19 protein-coding genes are annotated in these 18,015 nt (G+C 39.8%); 9 read left to right on the top strand and 10 right to left on the bottom strand.

Features of this window, described 5'->3' with window-relative positions; translation table 11 throughout:
* Positions 1-252 precede the first annotated feature (252 nt).
* From secG to CQA40_RS02045, 7 genes are all read left to right on the top strand, one after another.
* Positions 253-651, top strand: coding sequence for a preprotein translocase subunit SecG (gene secG / locus CQA40_RS02075; RefSeq protein ID WP_115519324.1), 399 nt, complete (start codon positions 253-255; stop codon positions 649-651).
* A 21-nt stretch (positions 652-672) separates the two neighbouring features.
* Positions 673-1,230 (top strand): ribosome recycling factor, encoded by a 558-nt coding sequence (gene frr, locus CQA40_RS02070; RefSeq protein ID WP_023927468.1) that lies wholly within the window; start codon positions 673-675, stop codon positions 1,228-1,230.
* Between the two features lie 58 nt (positions 1,231-1,288).
* Complete coding sequence (gene pyrE, locus CQA40_RS02065) at positions 1,289-1,906, top strand: orotate phosphoribosyltransferase (RefSeq protein ID WP_115519323.1); 618 nt, start codon at positions 1,289-1,291, stop codon at positions 1,904-1,906.
* 32 nt (positions 1,907-1,938) lie between these two features.
* Positions 1,939-2,658, top strand: a complete 720-nt coding sequence (locus tag CQA40_RS02060; RefSeq protein WP_258864422.1) for an RDD family protein — start codon at positions 1,939-1,941, stop codon at positions 2,656-2,658.
* Between the two features lie 125 nt (positions 2,659-2,783).
* A complete protein-coding gene (locus tag CQA40_RS02055; RefSeq protein WP_115519322.1) occupies positions 2,784-4,169 on the top strand; it encodes a sodium-dependent transporter in 1,386 nt (461 codons plus the stop codon).
* Positions 4,170-4,178: 9 nt separating this feature from the next.
* On the top strand, positions 4,179-4,379 hold the full coding sequence (gene xseB, locus CQA40_RS02050) for an exodeoxyribonuclease VII small subunit (protein WP_023927472.1): 201 nt from the start codon (positions 4,179-4,181) through the stop codon (positions 4,377-4,379).
* Positions 4,380-4,560: 181 nt separating this feature from the next.
* Entirely contained in the window at positions 4,561-5,637 is a 1,077-nt protein-coding gene (locus CQA40_RS02045; RefSeq protein WP_115519321.1) for a carbon-nitrogen hydrolase family protein, read from the top strand.
* A gap of 182 nt (positions 5,638-5,819) precedes the next feature.
* On the opposite strand, the gene glmS is transcribed toward CQA40_RS02045, so the two are convergent.
* The 4 genes from glmS to CQA40_RS02020 all read right to left on the bottom strand — a co-directional run bounded on the left by glmS (position 5,820) and on the right by CQA40_RS02020 (position 11,935).
* Positions 5,820-7,685 (bottom strand): glutamine--fructose-6-phosphate transaminase (isomerizing), encoded by a 1,866-nt coding sequence (gene glmS / locus CQA40_RS02040; RefSeq protein WP_115519320.1) that lies wholly within the window; start codon positions 7,683-7,685, stop codon positions 5,820-5,822.
* Between the two features lie 165 nt (positions 7,686-7,850).
* Positions 7,851-9,572 carry an amidophosphoribosyltransferase gene (locus tag CQA40_RS02035; protein WP_115519319.1) on the bottom strand — a complete coding sequence of 574 codons (1,722 nt, stop codon included), beginning with the start codon at positions 9,570-9,572 and terminating at the stop codon, positions 7,851-7,853.
* Positions 9,573-9,594: 22 nt separating this feature from the next.
* A complete protein-coding gene (locus CQA40_RS02030; protein WP_258864421.1) occupies positions 9,595-11,046 on the bottom strand; it encodes an ArsS family sensor histidine kinase in 1,452 nt (483 codons plus the stop codon).
* A 163-nt stretch (positions 11,047-11,209) separates the two neighbouring features.
* Positions 11,210-11,935 (bottom strand): response regulator transcription factor, encoded by a 726-nt coding sequence (locus CQA40_RS02020; protein WP_023927477.1) that lies wholly within the window; start codon positions 11,933-11,935, stop codon positions 11,210-11,212.
* A 272-nt stretch (positions 11,936-12,207) separates the two neighbouring features.
* Here CQA40_RS02020 and CQA40_RS02015 point away from each other — a divergent pair, with 272 nt between their 5' ends.
* The gene (locus tag CQA40_RS02015; protein WP_023927478.1) at positions 12,208-12,423 is read left to right on the top strand and encodes a hypothetical protein; all 216 of its coding nucleotides are present in this window, start codon (positions 12,208-12,210) and stop codon (positions 12,421-12,423) included.
* A gap of 29 nt (positions 12,424-12,452) precedes the next feature.
* Here the strand turns inward: CQA40_RS02015 and CQA40_RS02010 are convergent, their stop codons facing one another.
* The 6 genes from CQA40_RS02010 to CQA40_RS01985 form a co-directional block, all read right to left on the bottom strand.
* Positions 12,453-12,995 (bottom strand): CiaD-like domain-containing protein, encoded by a 543-nt coding sequence (locus CQA40_RS02010; protein ID WP_115519316.1) that lies wholly within the window; start codon positions 12,993-12,995, stop codon positions 12,453-12,455.
* A gap of 15 nt (positions 12,996-13,010) precedes the next feature.
* Entirely contained in the window at positions 13,011-13,262 is a 252-nt protein-coding gene (locus tag CQA40_RS02005; protein WP_115519315.1) for a tetratricopeptide repeat protein, read from the bottom strand.
* A gap of 80 nt (positions 13,263-13,342) precedes the next feature.
* On the bottom strand, positions 13,343-14,419 hold the full coding sequence (leuB, locus tag CQA40_RS02000) for a 3-isopropylmalate dehydrogenase (protein ID WP_115519314.1): 1,077 nt from the start codon (positions 14,417-14,419) through the stop codon (positions 13,343-13,345).
* 32 nt (positions 14,420-14,451) lie between these two features.
* Positions 14,452-15,018 carry a 3-isopropylmalate dehydratase small subunit gene (locus tag CQA40_RS01995; RefSeq protein WP_115519313.1) on the bottom strand — a complete coding sequence of 189 codons (567 nt, stop codon included), beginning with the start codon at positions 15,016-15,018 and terminating at the stop codon, positions 14,452-14,454.
* Between the two features lie 112 nt (positions 15,019-15,130).
* On the bottom strand, positions 15,131-16,144 hold the full coding sequence (locus tag CQA40_RS01990) for a hypothetical protein (RefSeq protein WP_147290137.1): 1,014 nt from the start codon (positions 16,142-16,144) through the stop codon (positions 15,131-15,133).
* Positions 16,145-16,348: 204 nt separating this feature from the next.
* Positions 16,349-17,188 (bottom strand): HDOD domain-containing protein, encoded by an 840-nt coding sequence (locus CQA40_RS01985; RefSeq protein ID WP_023927484.1) that lies wholly within the window; start codon positions 17,186-17,188, stop codon positions 16,349-16,351.
* A 605-nt stretch (positions 17,189-17,793) separates the two neighbouring features.
* Between CQA40_RS01985 and CQA40_RS10955 the strand changes: the two genes are divergently transcribed.
* Positions 17,794-18,015: transcriptional regulator (locus CQA40_RS10955; RefSeq protein WP_181882792.1), on the top strand; the 222-nt coding region annotated here is incomplete at its 3' end.

Genomic DNA, 18,015 nt, shown 5'->3' with positions numbered 1-18,015 from the left:
TATTTGCTTGCTTGGATTGTGTGTCTTTATCTTGCTAGATTTTGATTCTGCTTTGTTATTCTTTGGTTGTTTTTGCTACTTTCTTGCCACTTCTACTAGAAATCCTGCCACAAAGTTTTCTTATCCAAAATCATATAAATTTATGTTAAAATTGCCTTTTTGTTTGCGTGTAATGGCTATAAAGCTGTGCTATCAAAATCATCGCAAACTAAAAACCCAAAATCTAAATTTTCACTTCTTAAGGAGAGTGCTATGAGCACGGTTTTTGTCGTTATTGAGATTATTTTGTCTATCATTATCGTAGGAGTAGTCCTCCTCCAAAAGTCCTCAAATCTAGGGCTTGGCGTGTATAGCGGGAGCAATGAATCCCTATTTGGCGCAAAAGGACCTGCAGGATTTTTGGCAAAACTTACAATGTTTTTAGGGCTATTATTTTTGGCAAATACGATATTTCTAGGCTATCAGTTCAATGCCCAGCAAGAAAAATCCGTCTTTGACTCACAAAAGGAAGCTACTAGCAAGCCAACCGCTCCTCTAAACGCTCCTCTAAATGCGCCGCTAAATTCTCCGCTAAATACACCGCTTAGCCCATCGCTAAATTCTCCACTGCAAACTAGTACTCCAAGCCAAAACAATCAAAGCGATAAATAAAACACTTTAAGGAAGTAAGCAATGACACAAGAGATTTTGACTCACGCACGCGAGTATATGGAAAAATCGCTAGAATCTTTGCGCAGAGATTTTGCTACTTTGCGAAGTGGCAGGGTGTCTGTAAGTATCCTAGATAATATCCGCATAGACTACTATGACACCCCCACCCCGCTAAATCAAGTCGGTTCTGTCATTGCCCAAGATGCCACCACCATAGTGATAACCCCTTGGGAAAAAGGACTACTAAAAGATATAGAAAAAGCTATCCAAGAAGCAAATATCGGGGTAAATCCAAATAGCGATAGCGATAGCGTGAAGCTGTTTTTCCCTCCTATGACACAAGAGCAGCGCAAAGGCATAGCCAAAGAAGCAAAGGCTATGGGAGAGAAAGCAAAAGTCGCTATTCGCAATATCCGTCAAGACAGCAACAACCACATAAAAAAGCTCGAAAAAGATAAACAAATCACAGAAGATGAGAGCAAAAAAGCTCAAGATAGCATACAAAAAATTACCGATGAAATGGCAAAAAAAGTCGATGAAATGGTTTCTCACAAGGAAGAAGAAGTGATGAAAGTCTAGCTTCACAGCTAGCAAAAAGAGTAAAATCTCAAAAAGAGCAAAATCTAAGGATAAATCTATGTCGCTTAATGTCGCTCAAATCTACAAAGACGCAAAAGCCTTGCTAGAGGGGCATTTCCTCCTTAGCAGTGGCAATCACTCCACGCACTACTTACAATCCGCCCGAGTGCTAGAAAATCCACAGCAAGCCCAAGTGCTAGCACGCGCACTTGCCACACAGATACAAGAAGCAAATATCATCGTTGATAGCGTGTGCTCTCCTGCACTTGGTGGGATTTTGGCTGGCTATGAGCTAGCACGAGCACTTGGCGTGCGATTTATTTTTACCGAACGAGTAGATGGAGAAATGCAGCTTCGCAGAGGATTTGAAGTGGGGACAGGCGAGAGGTTTCTTATCTGTGAGGATATTATTACCACAGGTGGTTCGGCACTAGAGTCTGCGCGGTGTATTGAGTTTTTGGGTGGCAAAGTAGTGGCGTATGCAGGGCTAGCAAATCGTGGATATTGCACTCGTGTAGGCTCAAATCTATCCAAAAAGCCCGAGTGTCGCTTGCCTGATAATATCCCTCTTTTTGCGCTAGAGGATTTTGTATTTGATATGTATGAGCCAAGTTCTTGCCCAATGTGTGCGCAAAATCTAAGCAAAGCTATCAAGCCGGGTTCTCGTGGCAACTAATCAAATCTAGCAAAAATAAGCAAAATCTAAAAATGCCAATCCGCCCAAATAATACAAACAAATCCACAAAAAAACCTATAAGCAAATCTCAAATAGAATCCACAAATACTCCCAAAATCTCTACTCAAAAAAAGCTAGCCAAAAATCGCTATTCAAGCCCGCTAGCTAGGCTCACTTCAAAATCTAGCCAAGCAAAAATGCAAAGCAATTCTAGCAGTGAAGCAAAATCTAACACAGATTCTTTTTACTCGTTGTCATTGGTTGCTTCTCATCTTTTTCTTGCCCGCAGGCTAAAAGCCTTTATCACTGATATATTTATGCTTTATACACCGATATTATATATAGCCACTTATGTCGTGCTAGGTAGCGCAGAGGAGTTTAGGCAAAATCAGCTTGTGATTTTTATCTGCTTTGCCATTTATTCGTGCATTTATTCGCTTTTTATCGCCATTAGCGGGCAAACTCCCGGTCTTAGATATGCTAATCTAAAACTCATCTACATTCCAAAATCTACTTCAAAATCTATCCCAAAATCCACCTTAGACAACTTCAAAGACTTCACAAAAGATTCTCAAAAAGTCGGTTTTTTTCGCGCATTTGCGCGGATTGTTTTGTGGGCTTTTGGCGTGGCGTTTGTTTTTGGGATTTTTACCCCTCTTTTTTCTCGCAAAAAGGAGTTTTTTTATGACACGCTTACAAGTGTGTATATCATAGATTCTGCCAAAATCCAAAGCAAATCCCTAGCCACTTAACGATTCTCTAAGTTAGATTATCGTATTATGTGTGCCTTGCTTTGCTAGATTTTGTGGCTAGATTTTGCAAATTTAAGCTACCCCAAAATACATAAATTATCACAAATTATCACAAGGAGAATGCGATGCGTCCAGCCTTTTCACAAATCGGCTTTATTTTAGCTGCGCTTGGTAGCTCTATCGGGCTGGGACATATTTGGCGATTTCCGTATATGGCAGGGGAGAATGGCGGTGGCGCATTTGTATTACTATTTTTGGTGTTGGCTTTGTGCGTGGGGGTTAGCCTACTTATTGCTGAAATGCTTATAGGCAATCGTGGAAAAGGCGATATGCCCGAGTGCTTTGCCACCCTTAGTGAAAATCCAAAAACCTTGTGGCGATATACGGGGATTGCCCTGCTTGGTGGGGTGTTGATTTTGTCGTTTTATTGTGTGATTTTGGGGTGGATTTTGTATTATCTTGTTTTTGTGAGTTTTAGCTTGCCTAGCAGTATGCAAGATTCACAAGGAATCTTTTCCGCTCTTATGAGTGAGGGTGTGGAAGCACAGATTTTGTGCTTTTTTGCGACACTTTTTTGCACGGCTTTTATTGTTTCTTTTGGGATAAAAAAGGGCATTGAGCGATTAAATGTCATTTTGATGCCCTTGCTATTTATCATTTTTATTGCTTTGCTTGTTTATGCAAGTTTTCAGCCAAGTTTTTTGCGTGCTGTGCATTTTTTGTTTGATTTTAAGTATGAGGATATTACTCCTAGCGTGCTTATTAGCGCATTAGCTCAAATGTTTTTTTCTCTCTCACTTGGGGTTGGGACGATTATGACTTATTCAGCGATGAGTGAGGATAAGCAAAATCTCCTAAAAAGCGCGGTTTGGGTAGTTATCCCGGGGCTTATTATTTCGCTTATTGCGGGGCTTATGATATTTACTTTTTACTTTGGCTATGAGGGCGAGCTAGGGCAGGGTTCTGGCGAGAGCGTAAATCTAGTATTTATTTCACTGCCACTTATTTTTTCAGAATTTGGCAATGTAGGCGTGATTTTGAGTGTGGCGTTTTTGAGTGCGTTATTATTCGCTGGTATCACTTCTACTGTGTCATTGCTAGAGCCTAGCGTATATTTTCTCATAAACCGCTTCAAAATCCATAGAATAATCGCTACTTTTGGGATTAGCGCGGTGGTGTTTTGCATAGGGCTTGTGGCACTGTATTCGATGAGTGCTCGTGGAGAACATCTCATTTTTGGTGGGAAAAGTGTGTTTTTGTGGCTAGATTTTGTAAGCTCTAGCGTGATAATGCCTATCAGCGTGCTTTTTGCTACTTTTTTTGTGGGATTTGTGCTAGCCAAAGCTAAGGTGGCTAAAGGGGCTAAAGGAATCAAGGAGGGAGAGCTTAGAGAATACACGCGTGATTTTTTGAGCGATAAAGCATTTGGGCTATGGCTTTTTGTATTGCGCTATATCGCTCCTGTGATTATTGTGGGGATTTTGGCTTACAAAGTCATCACAGAATTATAGGAGTGTGAAATGGAGAATTTTGAAGAGAAAATCCAAAAAACAAAAGAGATTTTAAGCAAGCTAAACGCAGAGGATTTGAGCCTAAAAGAAAGCCTAGAGCTATACAAAGTGGGTATGCAAGAGCTAAAGCTAGCCCAAGAAATGCTAGAAAAAGCGCAAATGGAATATGAGGAGATAAAGCAAAATGAGCAAGACAAACAAGAGAAGTGATATGGGCAAAACAGGCAAAATAAGTAAAACAAGCAAGATAAGTAGAGCATAAAAATTTGAGGCTTTTAAACAGAGATGATTTTAAGCAAAAGCATTTTAGCAACGATACACCATAGACACACGCCATACAATGCGACATAATACAGCACAATATCGCACAGCACATAACAAGGGGTAAATTATGAAAATTACGATTTTTCAGCAAGACACGCTTGGGCTAAATGATTCTCGCTTCGCGCTTTTTTGCTACAAGCTAGAAAAAGACACACTCGTGCTACTGCCTGAATACACGTTAAATCCGTTTTTTATGGAGCTAAAATCTAAGACAAAAAAACAAATCCACTCTCACACAAACTCTCAAATATGCTTCCTATCCTACCTAGCCGAGCGACACAATATCAACTTTGTAGCACCTATCGTGCGCCATATAAACAAAAAACTATACAAAGAAATCATCTACATTAGCACCCAAAACGCGCAAAAATTTAACCAAGACATACAAAAAACGCAAAATATACAAAAAGTGATTGACACGACAAAAAAAACACAAAAACAGCAAAAAAATATCAATGAAGGCGCGACAAATAGAGCAGAATCTAGAGCGGATTCTAGCGCAAAGGGTAATAAAACCACCCACAACGATTCTAGCACGAAAAGTCCTAGCACGCAGGATTCTAGCCTCATACAAAACGCACAAGGTATAAAAAAATTTATATTTGATTTTTGCATTAGCGATACAGATACTCTCACTCATATCGACAAATGCGCGACAATCTACCCATTTTATCGACAGCAGCGACTTATAGAGTATCATCATTGGAATGAAGCGAGGTTTTTTGACAATCACAAGCACAAAATCCTAAAAAAGCCCCTTATTTTTACGCATAATGGCTTTAATATCGCAGCATTGTTTGGCTTTGAAGTGCATTTTGATGAGTTTTGGCTAAGTATGAAAAAAGAGGGTGTGGATATAGTGCTACTGCCTTGTGCCAATACCTTTCAGTCAAATGCTAGGTGGCGTGAGCTATGCAAGGTGCGGGCATTTCTAAATGGCTGTGTTGTGATTCGGGCTAATCGTGTAGGCACAAGTGTGATAAATGACAATGAATGGGTGTTTTATGGCGATAGCCTAATCGCTATGCCAAATGGCGAAATCATCGACAACTTACGCGACAAAGAAGCAATGCTTTCCTTAGAAATCTATAAAAACAAAATTTTGGAAATGGCGCACGAATGGGGATTTCGCAAGAATTTTTAGGCAATATCAAATTATCTATCAAAACTTCACTGCGTTTGGCAATAAAATCTTTTTAAAATCTCACAAAATCTAAATCTTGCAAAATATAAACCTCACAAAACCTTAAAAACCTGCAATTAGGACAAGATAGCGTAATATCGCTAGAGGCTTTGCTATTTTTGCAAAGCAATTAAAATCAAATTTTACTCCACAGTTACAGATTTTGCAAGATTTCGTGGCATATCTACATCATTTCCTAGTCGAATTGCCACCTCAATAGATAGCAACTGAAGTACTACCATCATAGAGAAAAACTCCTCCATATAGCTATCCAAACGCGGAATTTGTATGCAGTCATCAGCAAGGGAAAAATCCTCTTGGCAAATCGCACAAATCGTAGCATCTCTCGCGCTTAGTTCCTCGACATTTGAGTAGATTTTGTCATAGAGTAGGTGCTTTGGCATTAGCGCAATAGTGAAAAGATTGGCATCTACTAATGCGATAGGTCCGTGCTTCATCTCGCCACTTGCGTAGCCCTCTGCGTGTAAGTAGCTGATTTCTTTTAGCTTTAGCGCGCCCTCTAAGGCAAGCGGATAAAAAATATCCCTCCCGATAAAGAAAAATCCGTGTCCGTGCAAATATCGCTTTGATAGTCGCTTGATTTTTTCGTGCAAAGAGGGCGTTACTTTGGTGGCTTGCACAGCTTTTAGCATTGTGTTTGCTTCTTTTTTTGCTTCGTTAGAATTTATCACACCCTTTTTTTTGCCTAGATATACGCTTAGTATCCATAGCACCATTACTTGTGTGGCAAATGCTTTTGTGCTTGCCACGCCTTTTTCTATGCCCGCGCGTGTTAGGATACTAGCTTTGCTTTCACGCACGATTGAGCTATTATCTACATTGCATATAGATAGTGTCTCTAGTCCGTTGCTTTTGGCTAGCTTTAGGGCTTCAAGCGTATCTGCTGTCTCGCCACTTTGAGAGATTACCACAAAAAGTTCATCTGCACTCAAAATCGGCTCTGCATAGCGAAACTCGCTTGCAAGCACAACATTTGTGCGGATTTTTGCTTTGCGTTCTAGGAGATATTTGCCTACAAGTGCAGCGTGGTAGCTAGTCCCACACGCACAGATTGTGATTTGGGAAAATCTTAGCGTGGATTTTGCGCTGCTATCTTTGCTTTGCAAGCCAAGTGATTGTAGCTCTTCTAAGCATACATATCCATCTACTTCGCCTCCTACGCGCCCCATCATTGTTTCTAGCAGGACTTTTTCTTGCTCATAGATTTCTTTTTCCATAAAGTAGCGAAATCCCTCTTTTTGCGCGTAAGATTTACTTATGCTTAGTGGTTTTTTGGGACTAAGCGAGTCAAAATCTAGCGAGCTACCATAGCAATCATCATCTATATACACCACTTCATCGACAAGTCCTATAAGCGGTGCGTCCGAAGAGGCGAAGTATATCTCGCCATTTTTTTTATCTTGTGCGATGATGAGCGGAGCAGCATTTTTGGCATAAAAGATTTCATTTGGAGCGACTTTTGTGATTAGCAAAATCGCATACGCACCCTTTAGCCTACTAGCTGTTTTTGCAAAAGCCTCTTTTGGATTTTTGCTAGATTTTAGATTTTCCTCAAATAGATGAACGATGACTTCAGTATCTGTCTGGCTTAAAAAGCTATGATTTTGCGATTCTAGCTCTTGCTTGATTTCTTTGTAGTTTTCGATTATGCCATTATGCACCACATAGCTAAACTCGCCCGTGTGCGGGTGGGCATTGATTTCAGTGGGCTTGCCGTGTGTCGCCCATCTAGTGTGTGCGATACCTAGCCCAAAGCCTTTGGAGCTAAAATCTTTTGTTTTAGATTCTAGGTTTGCTAGCTTACCTACGGCTTTAAATGCGTGGAGATTTAGGTTTTTGCTATGTTGTGTGTTTTTTGGTGTTTGTTGGTTATTTTCTAGCACGGCAAATCCCGCAGAATCATACCCGCGATATTCTAGCTCTTTTAGTCCATTTAGTAGAATCTGCCTTTTTTCTCCATTTCCTACATAGCCTATTATTCCGCACATTTTGGTGTCCTTTGCTTGCGTTTAAGTGTTTGTGTTTCTATGCTTTTAGTGAATCTCTAAGCTGCACGATTTTTATGCCCTGAAGTGCAATTTTACACTATTTTTGCCAAAATAAGCACACTTCGCCATAGTGTCTTTGCATTGCAAAAAGAGTAAAAAGCTAGATTATTTGCAATGCACGGAATCTATGTATTTGCCATCAAAGCAGGCTTGGCAGTATGTGGTTTTGCCTTTTGTGCTATTTGTTAGGTTGTTGTTTGCTTCCTTTTTGCCACTATCGCTTGCATTATTTTCATCATCATTGATACTTTTTGCTAAGCCCTCTAGAGATAAAAACCCCAAATAATCCGCACCGATAAAATCCCTCACTTCATCTATGGAGTGATTTGCGCAGATGAGTTGGTCTGTCTGTGGCGTATCTACGCCGTAGTAGCAGGGGCTTATGGTGGGTGGAGAGGAGATTAGTAGATAGATTTTGCGTGCGCCACTTTGTCGCAAAATTTGCACGATTTGCTTGCTAGTCGTCCCTCGCACGATAGAATCATCAATCACAATAATATCTTTGCCTTTGATTAGGCTTGCATTTGGGTTTAGCTTTAGCTTGACTTTTAGCTCTCGCGCACTTTGCGTAGGCTCGATAAAAGTGCGTCCTACATAGTGATTGCGGATAATCCCTAGCTCAAAGTCTATGCCACTTTGCTTAGCATAGCCAAGTGCTGCTGCCACGCCAGAATCAGGCACGGGGATAACCATATCCGCGCTTAAAATATGCTCTTTTGCTAGCTCTATGCCAAGTCGCTTGCGCACGGCATAAACATTTCGCCCAAACACATTGCTATCAGGGCGGGCGAAATATATGTATTCAAATACGCAAGGTGCGCTTTTTGGTGTGGCAAATTGGTAGGATTTGTAAGTGGGGGTTAGGCTAGAATCTACACCACAATTCGTAGCAAAATCTAAATCCGCGCTAGATTTTGTATTAGGTTTTTTGCTAGATTTCGTGCTTCCTTGATTGCCTCGCTCAAAGACTAGCATTTCTCCTGCTTCTATATCGCGGATAAATTCTGCTCCCACTAAGTCAAACGCACTGCTTTCGCTTGCGACAATGTAGCTTAGAGTGCCATCAGTGTTTTTGATACTGCCTAGACTTAGCGGGCGTAAGCCATAAGGGTCGCGTATGGCAAACATTTTTGTGCGAGAGAGAATCACAAGCGCATACGCACCATCGATTTGGCGTATTGATTCTATGATTCGCTCATAAAGAGTGGATTTGCTAGATTTGGCGATTAAGTGGATAAGCACTTCGGTGTCAAGATGACTTTGAAATATTGCACCCTCTTTGGTTAGATTTTCGCGTATGGAGTGGGCGTTTGTGAGGTTGCCATTGTGCGCTATGGCGATAGCACCTAGCGAGTAGCGAGCATAGATAGGCTGACACTCATTTATACTATCCTCGCCTGCGGTGGAGTAGCGATTATGCCCGATAGCATTGCAGCCTTTGAGTGTGGAGAGAATCTGTGGTGTAAATACGCGCGTAACAAGCCCGTTTTGCTTATGTAGGGAGATTTTTGAGTTATCACTTACAGCTATGCCACTTGCTTCTTGCCCTCTATGCTGCAGGGCAAAAAGACTATAATACGCCAAAATCGGTGCATTTGGTGCGCCAAAAACTCCCACTACGGCGCATTTTTCTTGGAATTTTGAGGATTCTTGTGTGGCTAAAAGATTTTGTGGTGTTTGGAGGTTTTGCGCTTTTGTAGAGTTTAAAAAATCTTTTATTTTTGTGATTTTTTGTATTTTTTGGTTGATTTTGCTTAAATGGCTTGTTTGGCTAGATTTTTTGGTAGTTGTTGAGTGTAGCGTTTTTTGAGAGATTTTGCTTGGCATTACTATTCCTTAATGGAGTTTTTTAGATAGAGTTTTCTTTTTGGGCAGATTTTTGTGTTTTTGGCTTTTGGGCTTTTTTGGTGGTGTCTTTAGTCATATCAGCTATATCTGTGTCTCCGTTTTGATGTGACGTGCTAGATTCTGTGGAATTTGTGTTGTTTGCGTGGTTTGTAGGCAGATTGCAAAAGCTCTCCACAATGCAGTTGTGAATGACAAAATAATTTGTCTTTGTGCCCTCGCTATCCTCATCGTGGCGATATGAGATAGTGAAGTTTTGCGCATCAAGTGTATTTTTGATGATATACATTCCTAGCCCAAATCCTTGTGAGTTTGGCTTGGCAGAATCTTTAAAATATGGCTTGAAATATTCTTCAAACTCCATTTTTAGAGCATTGCCGTGATTTGATATGATGATGTCGCGTCCATTGGATTGTATATCTACTTTTCCATCAAAGCTGTATTTGATTCCGTTGTCGATGAGGTTTTTGACACTTAGGCAAAAAAGCTCAAAATCTGCTTTGATGATTTCATTTGGTGCGTGATTTTGGATGGGATTGTTTTCACCTGTGTAGATTAGGAGCATTTTTTGGATATTTTCTATCAAATCATAGAGAAAGAACTCGGTTTTTTTGAGATTGTAGTTTTTTGAGGATAGTTGCTCAATTTTGGCAAACTCATCAATAAGCGCATTTAGTCGCTCAAATACCGAAGTTAAGCGGAGTTTTTGGGTTTTGTTGCGCACCATTTCAGCAGTGATTCTGCCCTTTGTGATTGGTGTTTTTAGCTCGTGCATTATTGAGCGCAAAAACAGCGTGCGCGAGCTATTTAGCGCACTAATGCGTTTGATTGCTTTGTCAAACTCACTTGCAAGCTCGCCTATCTCATCTTTTTGCGGGATTTCGCACTCCACGCTAGTGTCGCCTTTGGCAAAGCGGCGAATCTGCCTGCGTAGATAAATCATCGGTAGCAGGCTTTTTATCACAAGCACAAAAAGAAAAATCAGCACCATTGAGCCAAAAAGAATGATAAGGTAATAATTTACATAAAAATTACGCAAAGAATCTTTGTAGAGAAAAACTTCATTTTCGCTTGTGAGTAGGATATACATATCGTTGTTTAGCTCGATAGATTTTAGGTAGATTCCTTGTGTGTCATAGAGGATTTTGGTAGTGTCTAGGAGATTTTTTTTGAGGTTGTTGTCATTTACTTGGATAAAACCCATTTCTTTTAGGTAGATTTGTATGGCGTCTAAATTGGTTTCTTTAGAGATTATGTGATTAAAAATAATGCTTACGCGCTCATATCGCTGCCGCTCATTGTCAATAGCATATCGCTCGGCTTGAAATCGCAGGAAATAAAACGAGAATGCAAAAAAGCTCCCTAGCGCAAACAAAAACAAAATCGTAATTTTAAAAAATATCGAATGCTTCATCACGCTATACTCCGCATTTGTGGGAATTTCACGCTGTGCCACACTATGATTTTGAGTATTTTGACTATGCTTTTGCAGTGCTTCTCATAGCAAATCTCAAAGCAAGATAAGCGCAAAAAGCGACAAAGGCTAAAGCACAATCCAAAACAAAATCTAAAGATTTTATGCACTTGGAGCATTTGCATTTGCTTATAAGTAAGATAGGCTAAAACTCTAGCTTGTAGCCTACGCCACGCACAGAAATAATATGTCTTGGCTTTTTGGGGTCATCTTCGATTTTGGCACGAAGTCGCCCGATGATGACATCAATGCTTTTATTGGAGCTTTCTGGGTTTATCGACTCAGACTCAATAGCAATCGCCTCACGCGAAAAGACATTGCCTTTTTTGCTAATTAACAGCGTCAAAATCTCATATTCTGCACGAGTTAGCTCTAGCTTTTTGTCGTGATAGTAGATTTCACGGCTATTTTTTTCTATGCGGAATATCGGGTTTGGTTCTTTTGCGCCTTCTTGGTTCGCATTTGTTTTGTATCTGCGTAGGAGAGATTGGATTCTAGCTAGCAGTTCTTTTGGGTCATAAGGCTTTGGCAGGTAGTCATCTGCGCCATTTTCTAGGGCTTTGACTTTGTCATCGACATCGCTTCTTGCCGAAGAGATGATGATTGGCATATTTTTTTGCTTCGCCACACGCTTGCAGACTTCAAGCCCATCAAGGTTTGGCAGTGTCAAGTCAAGCAAAAGCAAGTCAAATTGCTTAGCATTTATCGCACTCATTCCTGTGTATGGCTCATCATAGCTTGTTACTTTGATATTGTGTGATTTTAGGTATTCGCTTAGGATTTCAGCAAGCTCTACATCATCTTCTATCATAAGCACTTCAAGCGTCCTATCTGGGTAGGTAAGGATTTCTGTGTTCTCTTCAGTATTCATTTTAACTACCTTTGAGTAATTTTTTGCAAATCGTAGCAAAATCTAGCTTAAATAATAGCTAGCTTTGCGATGAAAAAACAAAAAATAATGGCAAAATGCGCAAAATCAACAAAAAAGCGTAAATATGACAGAAAAACAAAGAGAATGAAAAGTTCTAATAAAGAATAAAAAAGAAAGTTTTAAAAAGTTTTCCCTCACTCATAAAAACATTTGTAGAAAAACCTACAAAAAAGCATTTGCAAAAAGTGAGGGAAAATCTTTCAAGGAGTTTTATGAAAAAAATCATTTCAAAGCGCGTTCTTAAAGAGTATCTTTGGAAACCAAAATATTTTGCAAAAAATCAAAATGTCTTGGAAAATCTCTTTGGAGAGCTAAGAAAAGGCACTTGCTGGAGGGGGAGCAAGTGCCGAAGTAACGGCTGGCGTGGAGGGGGGTTAAGCCAACCGCTACTGCCTATAAAGGCAAGGGGAATTTTATCTAAAAATTAGTAAATATTTCTTAATAAAATATAAAAAAGCTATTTTTTATTGTCTTTTAGAAAATCATCAAGCAAGCACAGCTCGTATTGCAAAAAATTTACAACCAAGTCTAGTTTCTCTTTAGAATCACGCATTTGAGGCATTTTTAGCCCCTCAAATAGCACAAGCAGTTTTTCGCGTAGCATTTCTAAAAATTCAATATTTGATGGGCTAAACACTGCTTCTTGCGCGGGGATAACCTTGCCTGAAGTTGTCTTGCTTGATTGTATGGTTAGCCTTAGAGAATCTTTATTTAGAGAATTTTGGCTAAGCAGGCTTTTTGTTTTGGAAGCATTTGCTGTGTTTGCTGTGTCATCTATCGCTTCAAACGCGCTAGATTCGCTATTTAAGTTGTCTTTGAGTGCGTTTAGATTCTCATTTAGACGAGCGTTTAGGCTGATTTCATTCTCATTTGTTTGAGTGCCTTGCATAGAATCCTTTTTTTGTAGATTCTCGCTAGCTTTTTGTCCTCCGCCTATTTGCGCTTCTTTTTCTACATCATCTAAGGCTTGCAAGACTAAATCTTTTAGTTCTAGTTCCATTTTTAGCTCCCTTTTTTAACTCCATTGTAATAGCCATTTCTCAAGTTTTTGATAATCGCTTGCCGTCCTTGCATTGACAAATAGCTCAAGTTTGTCGCGATTTATCCCACTAAAGTTGTGTTTTTGTGTTTTTAGTCGCACTAGTGCGGCACTTGCTTCCATATTTTTGGGGTCTTTTGCCAAAATCTCCTCATATATCATCATCGCTTCTTCTTTGTAGCCCTGTATCTCATAGATACTTGCTAGAGTGTTTGTTTTAAACGCCATCAAAACTCCTTAAATCCATTTGCGCTAGATTTTGCAAACTTACATAAGATATTTGCTTGAAGTCATACATTTAATAAAATCTAGCAAATCATTTCAGCGATTTTATCGCCCATCTCTTGTGTGCTACACACTTTTTTTGCGCCAAATTGTGCTATGTCTTTGGTGCGGTAGCCTTCTTTTAGCACTTTTTGTATCGCTTCTTTCATAGCTTTGGCTGGCTTATCTAGCCCTAGTGAAATCTCTAACATCATCGCTGCACTCAAAATCGTAGCGATAGGATTTGCGATATTTTGCCCTGCTATATCAGGTGCAGAGCCGTGTATAGGCTCATATAGCCCGATAGATTCTCCTATGCTAGCACTTGGTAGAAGTCCTATTGAGCCTGTGATTTGGCTAGCTTCATCGCTCAAAATATCGCCAAAAAGATTGCTTGTGAGGATAACATCAAACTGCTTTGGCTCTCGCACGAGCTGCATACTTGCGTTATCGACATATTGGTGGGTTAGCTCTACTCTTGGGTAGGATTTTGCCACTTCATTTACCACTTCACGCCACAGCTCGCTTACCTCTAGCACATTTGCTTTATCCACCGAGCAGAGTTTTCTGCTTCTAGTATCAGCTAGCTTAAACGCCCTATGCGCTATGCGCTCTATCTCACTGCGAGTATAAACCATAGTGTTATAGGCTTTGTTGGCTTCCTTTGCGCGTGGCTCGCCAAAGTAGATTCCGCTTATCAGCTCTCGCACGATTAGCAAATCTACACCCTCTATGATTTCGCGCTTTAGTGGGGAGCTATCTACTAGCTCGCTAAACACCATTGCAGGGCGCAGATTTGCAAATACGCTTAGTGCCTTTCGCAATGCCAAAAGTCCTGCTTCTGGGCGTTTGGGCTTGGGTAGGGATTCCCATTTTGCTCCACCCACAGCACCAAAAAGCACCGCACTAGAATCCAAACAACCCTCGATAGTCGCCTTTGGTAGCGGTTCTCCACACTCATCATAAGCCACACCACCCATTAGATATTCGCTAAATTCTAGCTTGAAGTCATACTTGCTTTGAGCCACTTCTAGGACTTTGATTGCTTGGGTAATGATTTCATCACCTATGCCATCACCTCGTATGACGGCGATTTTATGCGTTTTGGGTTGTGTGCTCATTTTTGGATTCCTTTGTTTTTATTAGCGTTAGTTTATTTGGCATTTTCTTGTAGCCATTTTTTGGCAAATGCCATAAGCCCACCACTTTGCAAAAGTGAGTGCATAAAGTCCGGGATTTTTTGGTAGGCAAATGATTGATTTGTGCTTAGATTTTCTATTATGCCTTTTTGCAAATCTATGCGGACTTTGTCGCCCTCGCTTATTTTATCCACTTCTTTTGATTCTAGGATTAAAAGCCCCATATTAAAAGCATTTCGATAAAAGATTCTAGCAAAGCTTGGTGCAATCACGCAAGCTATCCCTGCGGCTTTTAGTGCGATAGGTGCGTGCTCTCTGCTGCTGCCACAGCCAAAATTCTCTCCCGCTACGATAATATCCCCTTGTGAGATTTCGCTAAAAAAGTCTGGGCGAGCATCTTCCATAATGTGCTTAGCTAGGATATTTTCATCGCTAGTGTTTAAGTAGCGAGCAGCGATTATGACATCGGTGTCGATATTATCGCCAAATTTCCACACATTGCCTTGAATTATGCCTTGCTCTTTTGCTTTTTGTGATTCTTGGGTTTTATCTTGGGAATGATTTTGCGTGGTGCTAGACATTTGCTTCCTTTTTTTTTGTTTGTTGTGGTTTGTTTTGGATTTGACTACAAGGTTTGCGATTTTGGCAAAATCTTTGAAATTATATCACTTTGTGGCAGATATTGGCTAGATTCTAGCCCTTTTTGGCAAAAGCGGTGCGCAAGATTTTGGATTTTGGTGCTTTTGCTAGATTGAAGTCAAAATCAAACACAGGCTCTTTTTTTATAGGAAGTTTGTTGTCTTTGAAAACTTTGCCATAGCCTAGAGATACGCCCACAAAGAGGTTTGTCCCTGCTTGTGCTATATACCTGCCCTTTAGCAGATATAGACTCAAAAACGGCGAGATAGTGAGATTTCTAAATATCACGGTATCAAGGCGTAGGTTTAGCTCCACTTCAAAGCTAGGGTCGCGCTCTCTTGGGTAGTTGCTAAGCAAATATTGGCGATAATACAGCCCACCTGCAAAATCCACACCATCTCTTAAGCTGTGTTTTAGCTGGATTCCGCTCTCAAGACCCATACTTTGGATTTGATGATTTATATTGCTAAAATCATCTTCACCAAAAAGATTTAAGTGTAGATTTTGGATATATTTACTATCAAAAAGACGCGCCCCTACGGATAATCGCAGGTATTTTTTTCGGTAGGGGAGATTGGGCGAGGGGGTAAATTCACTTTGCAAACTAAGGCTTACAAATGGTCCTATCTCGCCACCTAGTTTTTCGCCACCGCGGATATTTTCTAGCTTCCAAATGCGATGCGTGTAGCCAGTGGATAGCAAAATCCTATCGATAGTTTTGTTGCTAACTCTAGGGCTATCGCTTGTGGCAAAGATGATTGTTTGCCCATATTCTGCAAGCAAGGAGTTAAAAAACACAAATCTACTTGAGTAGTAGTCTGCTAGCAGTTTGCCATAAGCTTGGATAACAAGCTGTGAGCTACCGCTTAAGCGACTATTGGCAAAACTCTCATATCGTTCTTCATTGTCGATTTGGGTGGTGTTGAAATTTATTGAGATTCTGCTTAGCTCCACTCTCCAGCCTGCTCTATCCATATCGACATCTAGATTTTCATAGTCTTTTTTGCTAAGCTCTGCACTCGCACAATCCCCCAAATCCACCAGCGCAAAAAAAGCAAAAATCACCACAAAAAGTGGCTTTGACACACAAGATATATATAAAAAAAGTGCGTGATATAGTTTATGAAGTTGTTTGTGAGAGAAACGCAAGCAAAAAGCCTATACTCTAAATGCACTTTACGCGTTGTAATTTTTAGTCTGCATACTTTTGCATATTCTACTGCATATCTTTGCTTTATCGCACATTTTGGGGTATGCAGGGCTTTTTGGCGATTATTTTTTGTCTTGAGGGACGGGGATATGGGCTAAGAGATTGTCCATATCAAAGCTCACGCCTTGCTGATTTGCTTCTTTTGCTAGGGCTATGGCTTCATTTATGTTGTATTCATTCCCCCCTTCATAAGGCTCAAATATACGATTTGCTATGGCTAGAGCATAGGCACTTTTTTGGATATTTCGCGTGGCAGAATGCGGACTTGTCGCATATAGCACAGTCTGTATCATATCATCATCAAATTTCCACAAATCAAAGCAATACGCCAAAAATGAAATATGGTCAGTGCCGAAAAACTCCTGCTCGACAAGGGCGACATTCATAAACCCATTTTCCTCAAGCATTTTGCGGAAGTCTTTGTCTTGGCGAGTTTTGATAAGTGCAATAGAAAACAAAATCATACCAAGACGCAAAAGCATAGCGCAAGGCACAAGCATTTGGGATAGCTTTTTGTCCTCATTTGCCAGCCAAGTAGAGATGAAATTGACTTCTTTGGAGCAATTCCCCATAAAAATATCCGTATCAAGCCCATAAGGAGAAACATTTACTTTGAGTTGAGAGCGGACAGAATCTGTCATCACAAGATTTTTGATATTATCAATTCCAAGCAGTGCTACGACTTGATTTATCGTAGAAATCTTGCTAGAAAATCCATAGTAGGCAGAATTTGCGATTTTTAGCAAGTTTGTCGTTACCATAGGGTCTTTTGAGAGAATGTCCACAACCTTGCTGATTTCTACACTTTCGCCAGCTTCTGCGATATAATCGCGCAGTTTTACGACCGTATCGGACAATGGAGGGAGTTTTTCCTCAATAATGTTGAGAAGAGACTCATTCATTTTAGACTTCCTTACTATTATGTTTATTCCTCATAGAAGCATTTTATTGCCACTTATGAGATTTGGCTTGTGGATTTTCTATATTTTGGCAACCATATAAATGAACCCTAGCGTTATGCTACTGCTACTTCAGTGCTATGTTGCACCATTTTATCGCTATTTTACTTGCATTTTTAGACTGCCAAAAATTCATTCAAAACTTCGCAATGCAAGATTTTACCTTAAAATCCTTAAACTTGAAGTGAAAATTTATACATTTTTAGCAAAATAATCCCACACATAGCATTGATTGATATGAAAATATAGATTTTGTGTTGGGAATTTATCAGGTTTTTGGTGGCGAGGTGTTTGATTTTATTTATTTTTGTGGCTATTTTTGGCGTGTTTTTGGTGGATTTGGTAGATTTTGGCTTGGAGGAGAGTTTTTGGATTGCATTAAATATTCTAAGTTATTTTTACAAAAGATAGATAATTTATAATAGCGTGCCTACCAACATTCTAAGATTTTTTGTAGAATTCATTTTTGTGTATTTTTTGACAAAATTCTTGTATAATTCGGTAAAAAATTACTAAACCTTAGGAAGTGTTTATGGAGGTGTTTATTTATGAAAAATCAGTCTAAAACAACAAAACGCGATATGGCAAAACATATTGATGTTGATGTTAGCACTCTATATAATTGGAGACGATTTAAACCAGATTTATTTCGTATTGTAATGCTTGGATTTAAATTTGATGAACTTATCAATGCTTCAAAATCGCACTATGACGAGTTGCGTGAGTTTGATTCTGTTATCCAAGACGAAATCAAACGATACAAATTACCC

The organism is Helicobacter sp. MIT 01-3238 (assembly GCF_003364135.1).
In the GTDB taxonomy this organism is placed as follows: Bacteria; Campylobacterota; Campylobacteria; order Campylobacterales; family Helicobacteraceae; genus Helicobacter_B.
Note: the sequence above shows the minus strand (reverse complement) of the source record. Positions and strands in the feature narration are given on the sequence as shown.

Bases quoted from the DNA above. Each gene is read 5' to 3' on its own strand.
- secG (WP_115519324.1), top strand. From the start codon at position 253: ATGAGCACGGTTTTTGTCGTTATTGAGATTATTTTGTCTATCATTATC.
- frr (WP_023927468.1), top strand. From the start codon at position 673: ATGACACAAGAGATTTTGACTCACGCACGCGAGTATATGGAAAAATCG.
- pyrE (WP_115519323.1), top strand. From the start codon at position 1,289: ATGTCGCTTAATGTCGCTCAAATCTACAAAGACGCAAAAGCCTTGCTA.
- CQA40_RS02060 (WP_258864422.1), top strand. From the start codon at position 1,939: ATGCCAATCCGCCCAAATAATACAAACAAATCCACAAAAAAACCTATA.
- CQA40_RS02055 (WP_115519322.1), top strand. From the start codon at position 2,784: ATGCGTCCAGCCTTTTCACAAATCGGCTTTATTTTAGCTGCGCTTGGT.
- xseB (WP_023927472.1), top strand. From the start codon at position 4,179: ATGGAGAATTTTGAAGAGAAAATCCAAAAAACAAAAGAGATTTTAAGC.
- CQA40_RS02045 (WP_115519321.1), top strand. From the start codon at position 4,561: ATGAAAATTACGATTTTTCAGCAAGACACGCTTGGGCTAAATGATTCT.
- glmS (WP_115519320.1), bottom strand. From the start codon at position 7,685: ATGTGCGGAATAATAGGCTATGTAGGAAATGGAGAAAAAAGGCAGATT.
- CQA40_RS02035 (WP_115519319.1), bottom strand. From the start codon at position 9,572: ATGCCAAGCAAAATCTCTCAAAAAACGCTACACTCAACAACTACCAAA.
- CQA40_RS02020 (WP_023927477.1), bottom strand. From the start codon at position 11,935: ATGAATACTGAAGAGAACACAGAAATCCTTACCTACCCAGATAGGACG.
- CQA40_RS02015 (WP_023927478.1), top strand. From the start codon at position 12,208: ATGAAAAAAATCATTTCAAAGCGCGTTCTTAAAGAGTATCTTTGGAAA.
- CQA40_RS02010 (WP_115519316.1), bottom strand. From the start codon at position 12,995: ATGGAACTAGAACTAAAAGATTTAGTCTTGCAAGCCTTAGATGATGTA.
- CQA40_RS02005 (WP_115519315.1), bottom strand. From the start codon at position 13,262: ATGGCGTTTAAAACAAACACTCTAGCAAGTATCTATGAGATACAGGGC.
- leuB (WP_115519314.1), bottom strand. From the start codon at position 14,419: ATGAGCACACAACCCAAAACGCATAAAATCGCCGTCATACGAGGTGAT.
- CQA40_RS01995 (WP_115519313.1), bottom strand. From the start codon at position 15,018: ATGTCTAGCACCACGCAAAATCATTCCCAAGATAAAACCCAAGAATCA.
- CQA40_RS01985 (WP_023927484.1), bottom strand. From the start codon at position 17,188: ATGAATGAGTCTCTTCTCAACATTATTGAGGAAAAACTCCCTCCATTG.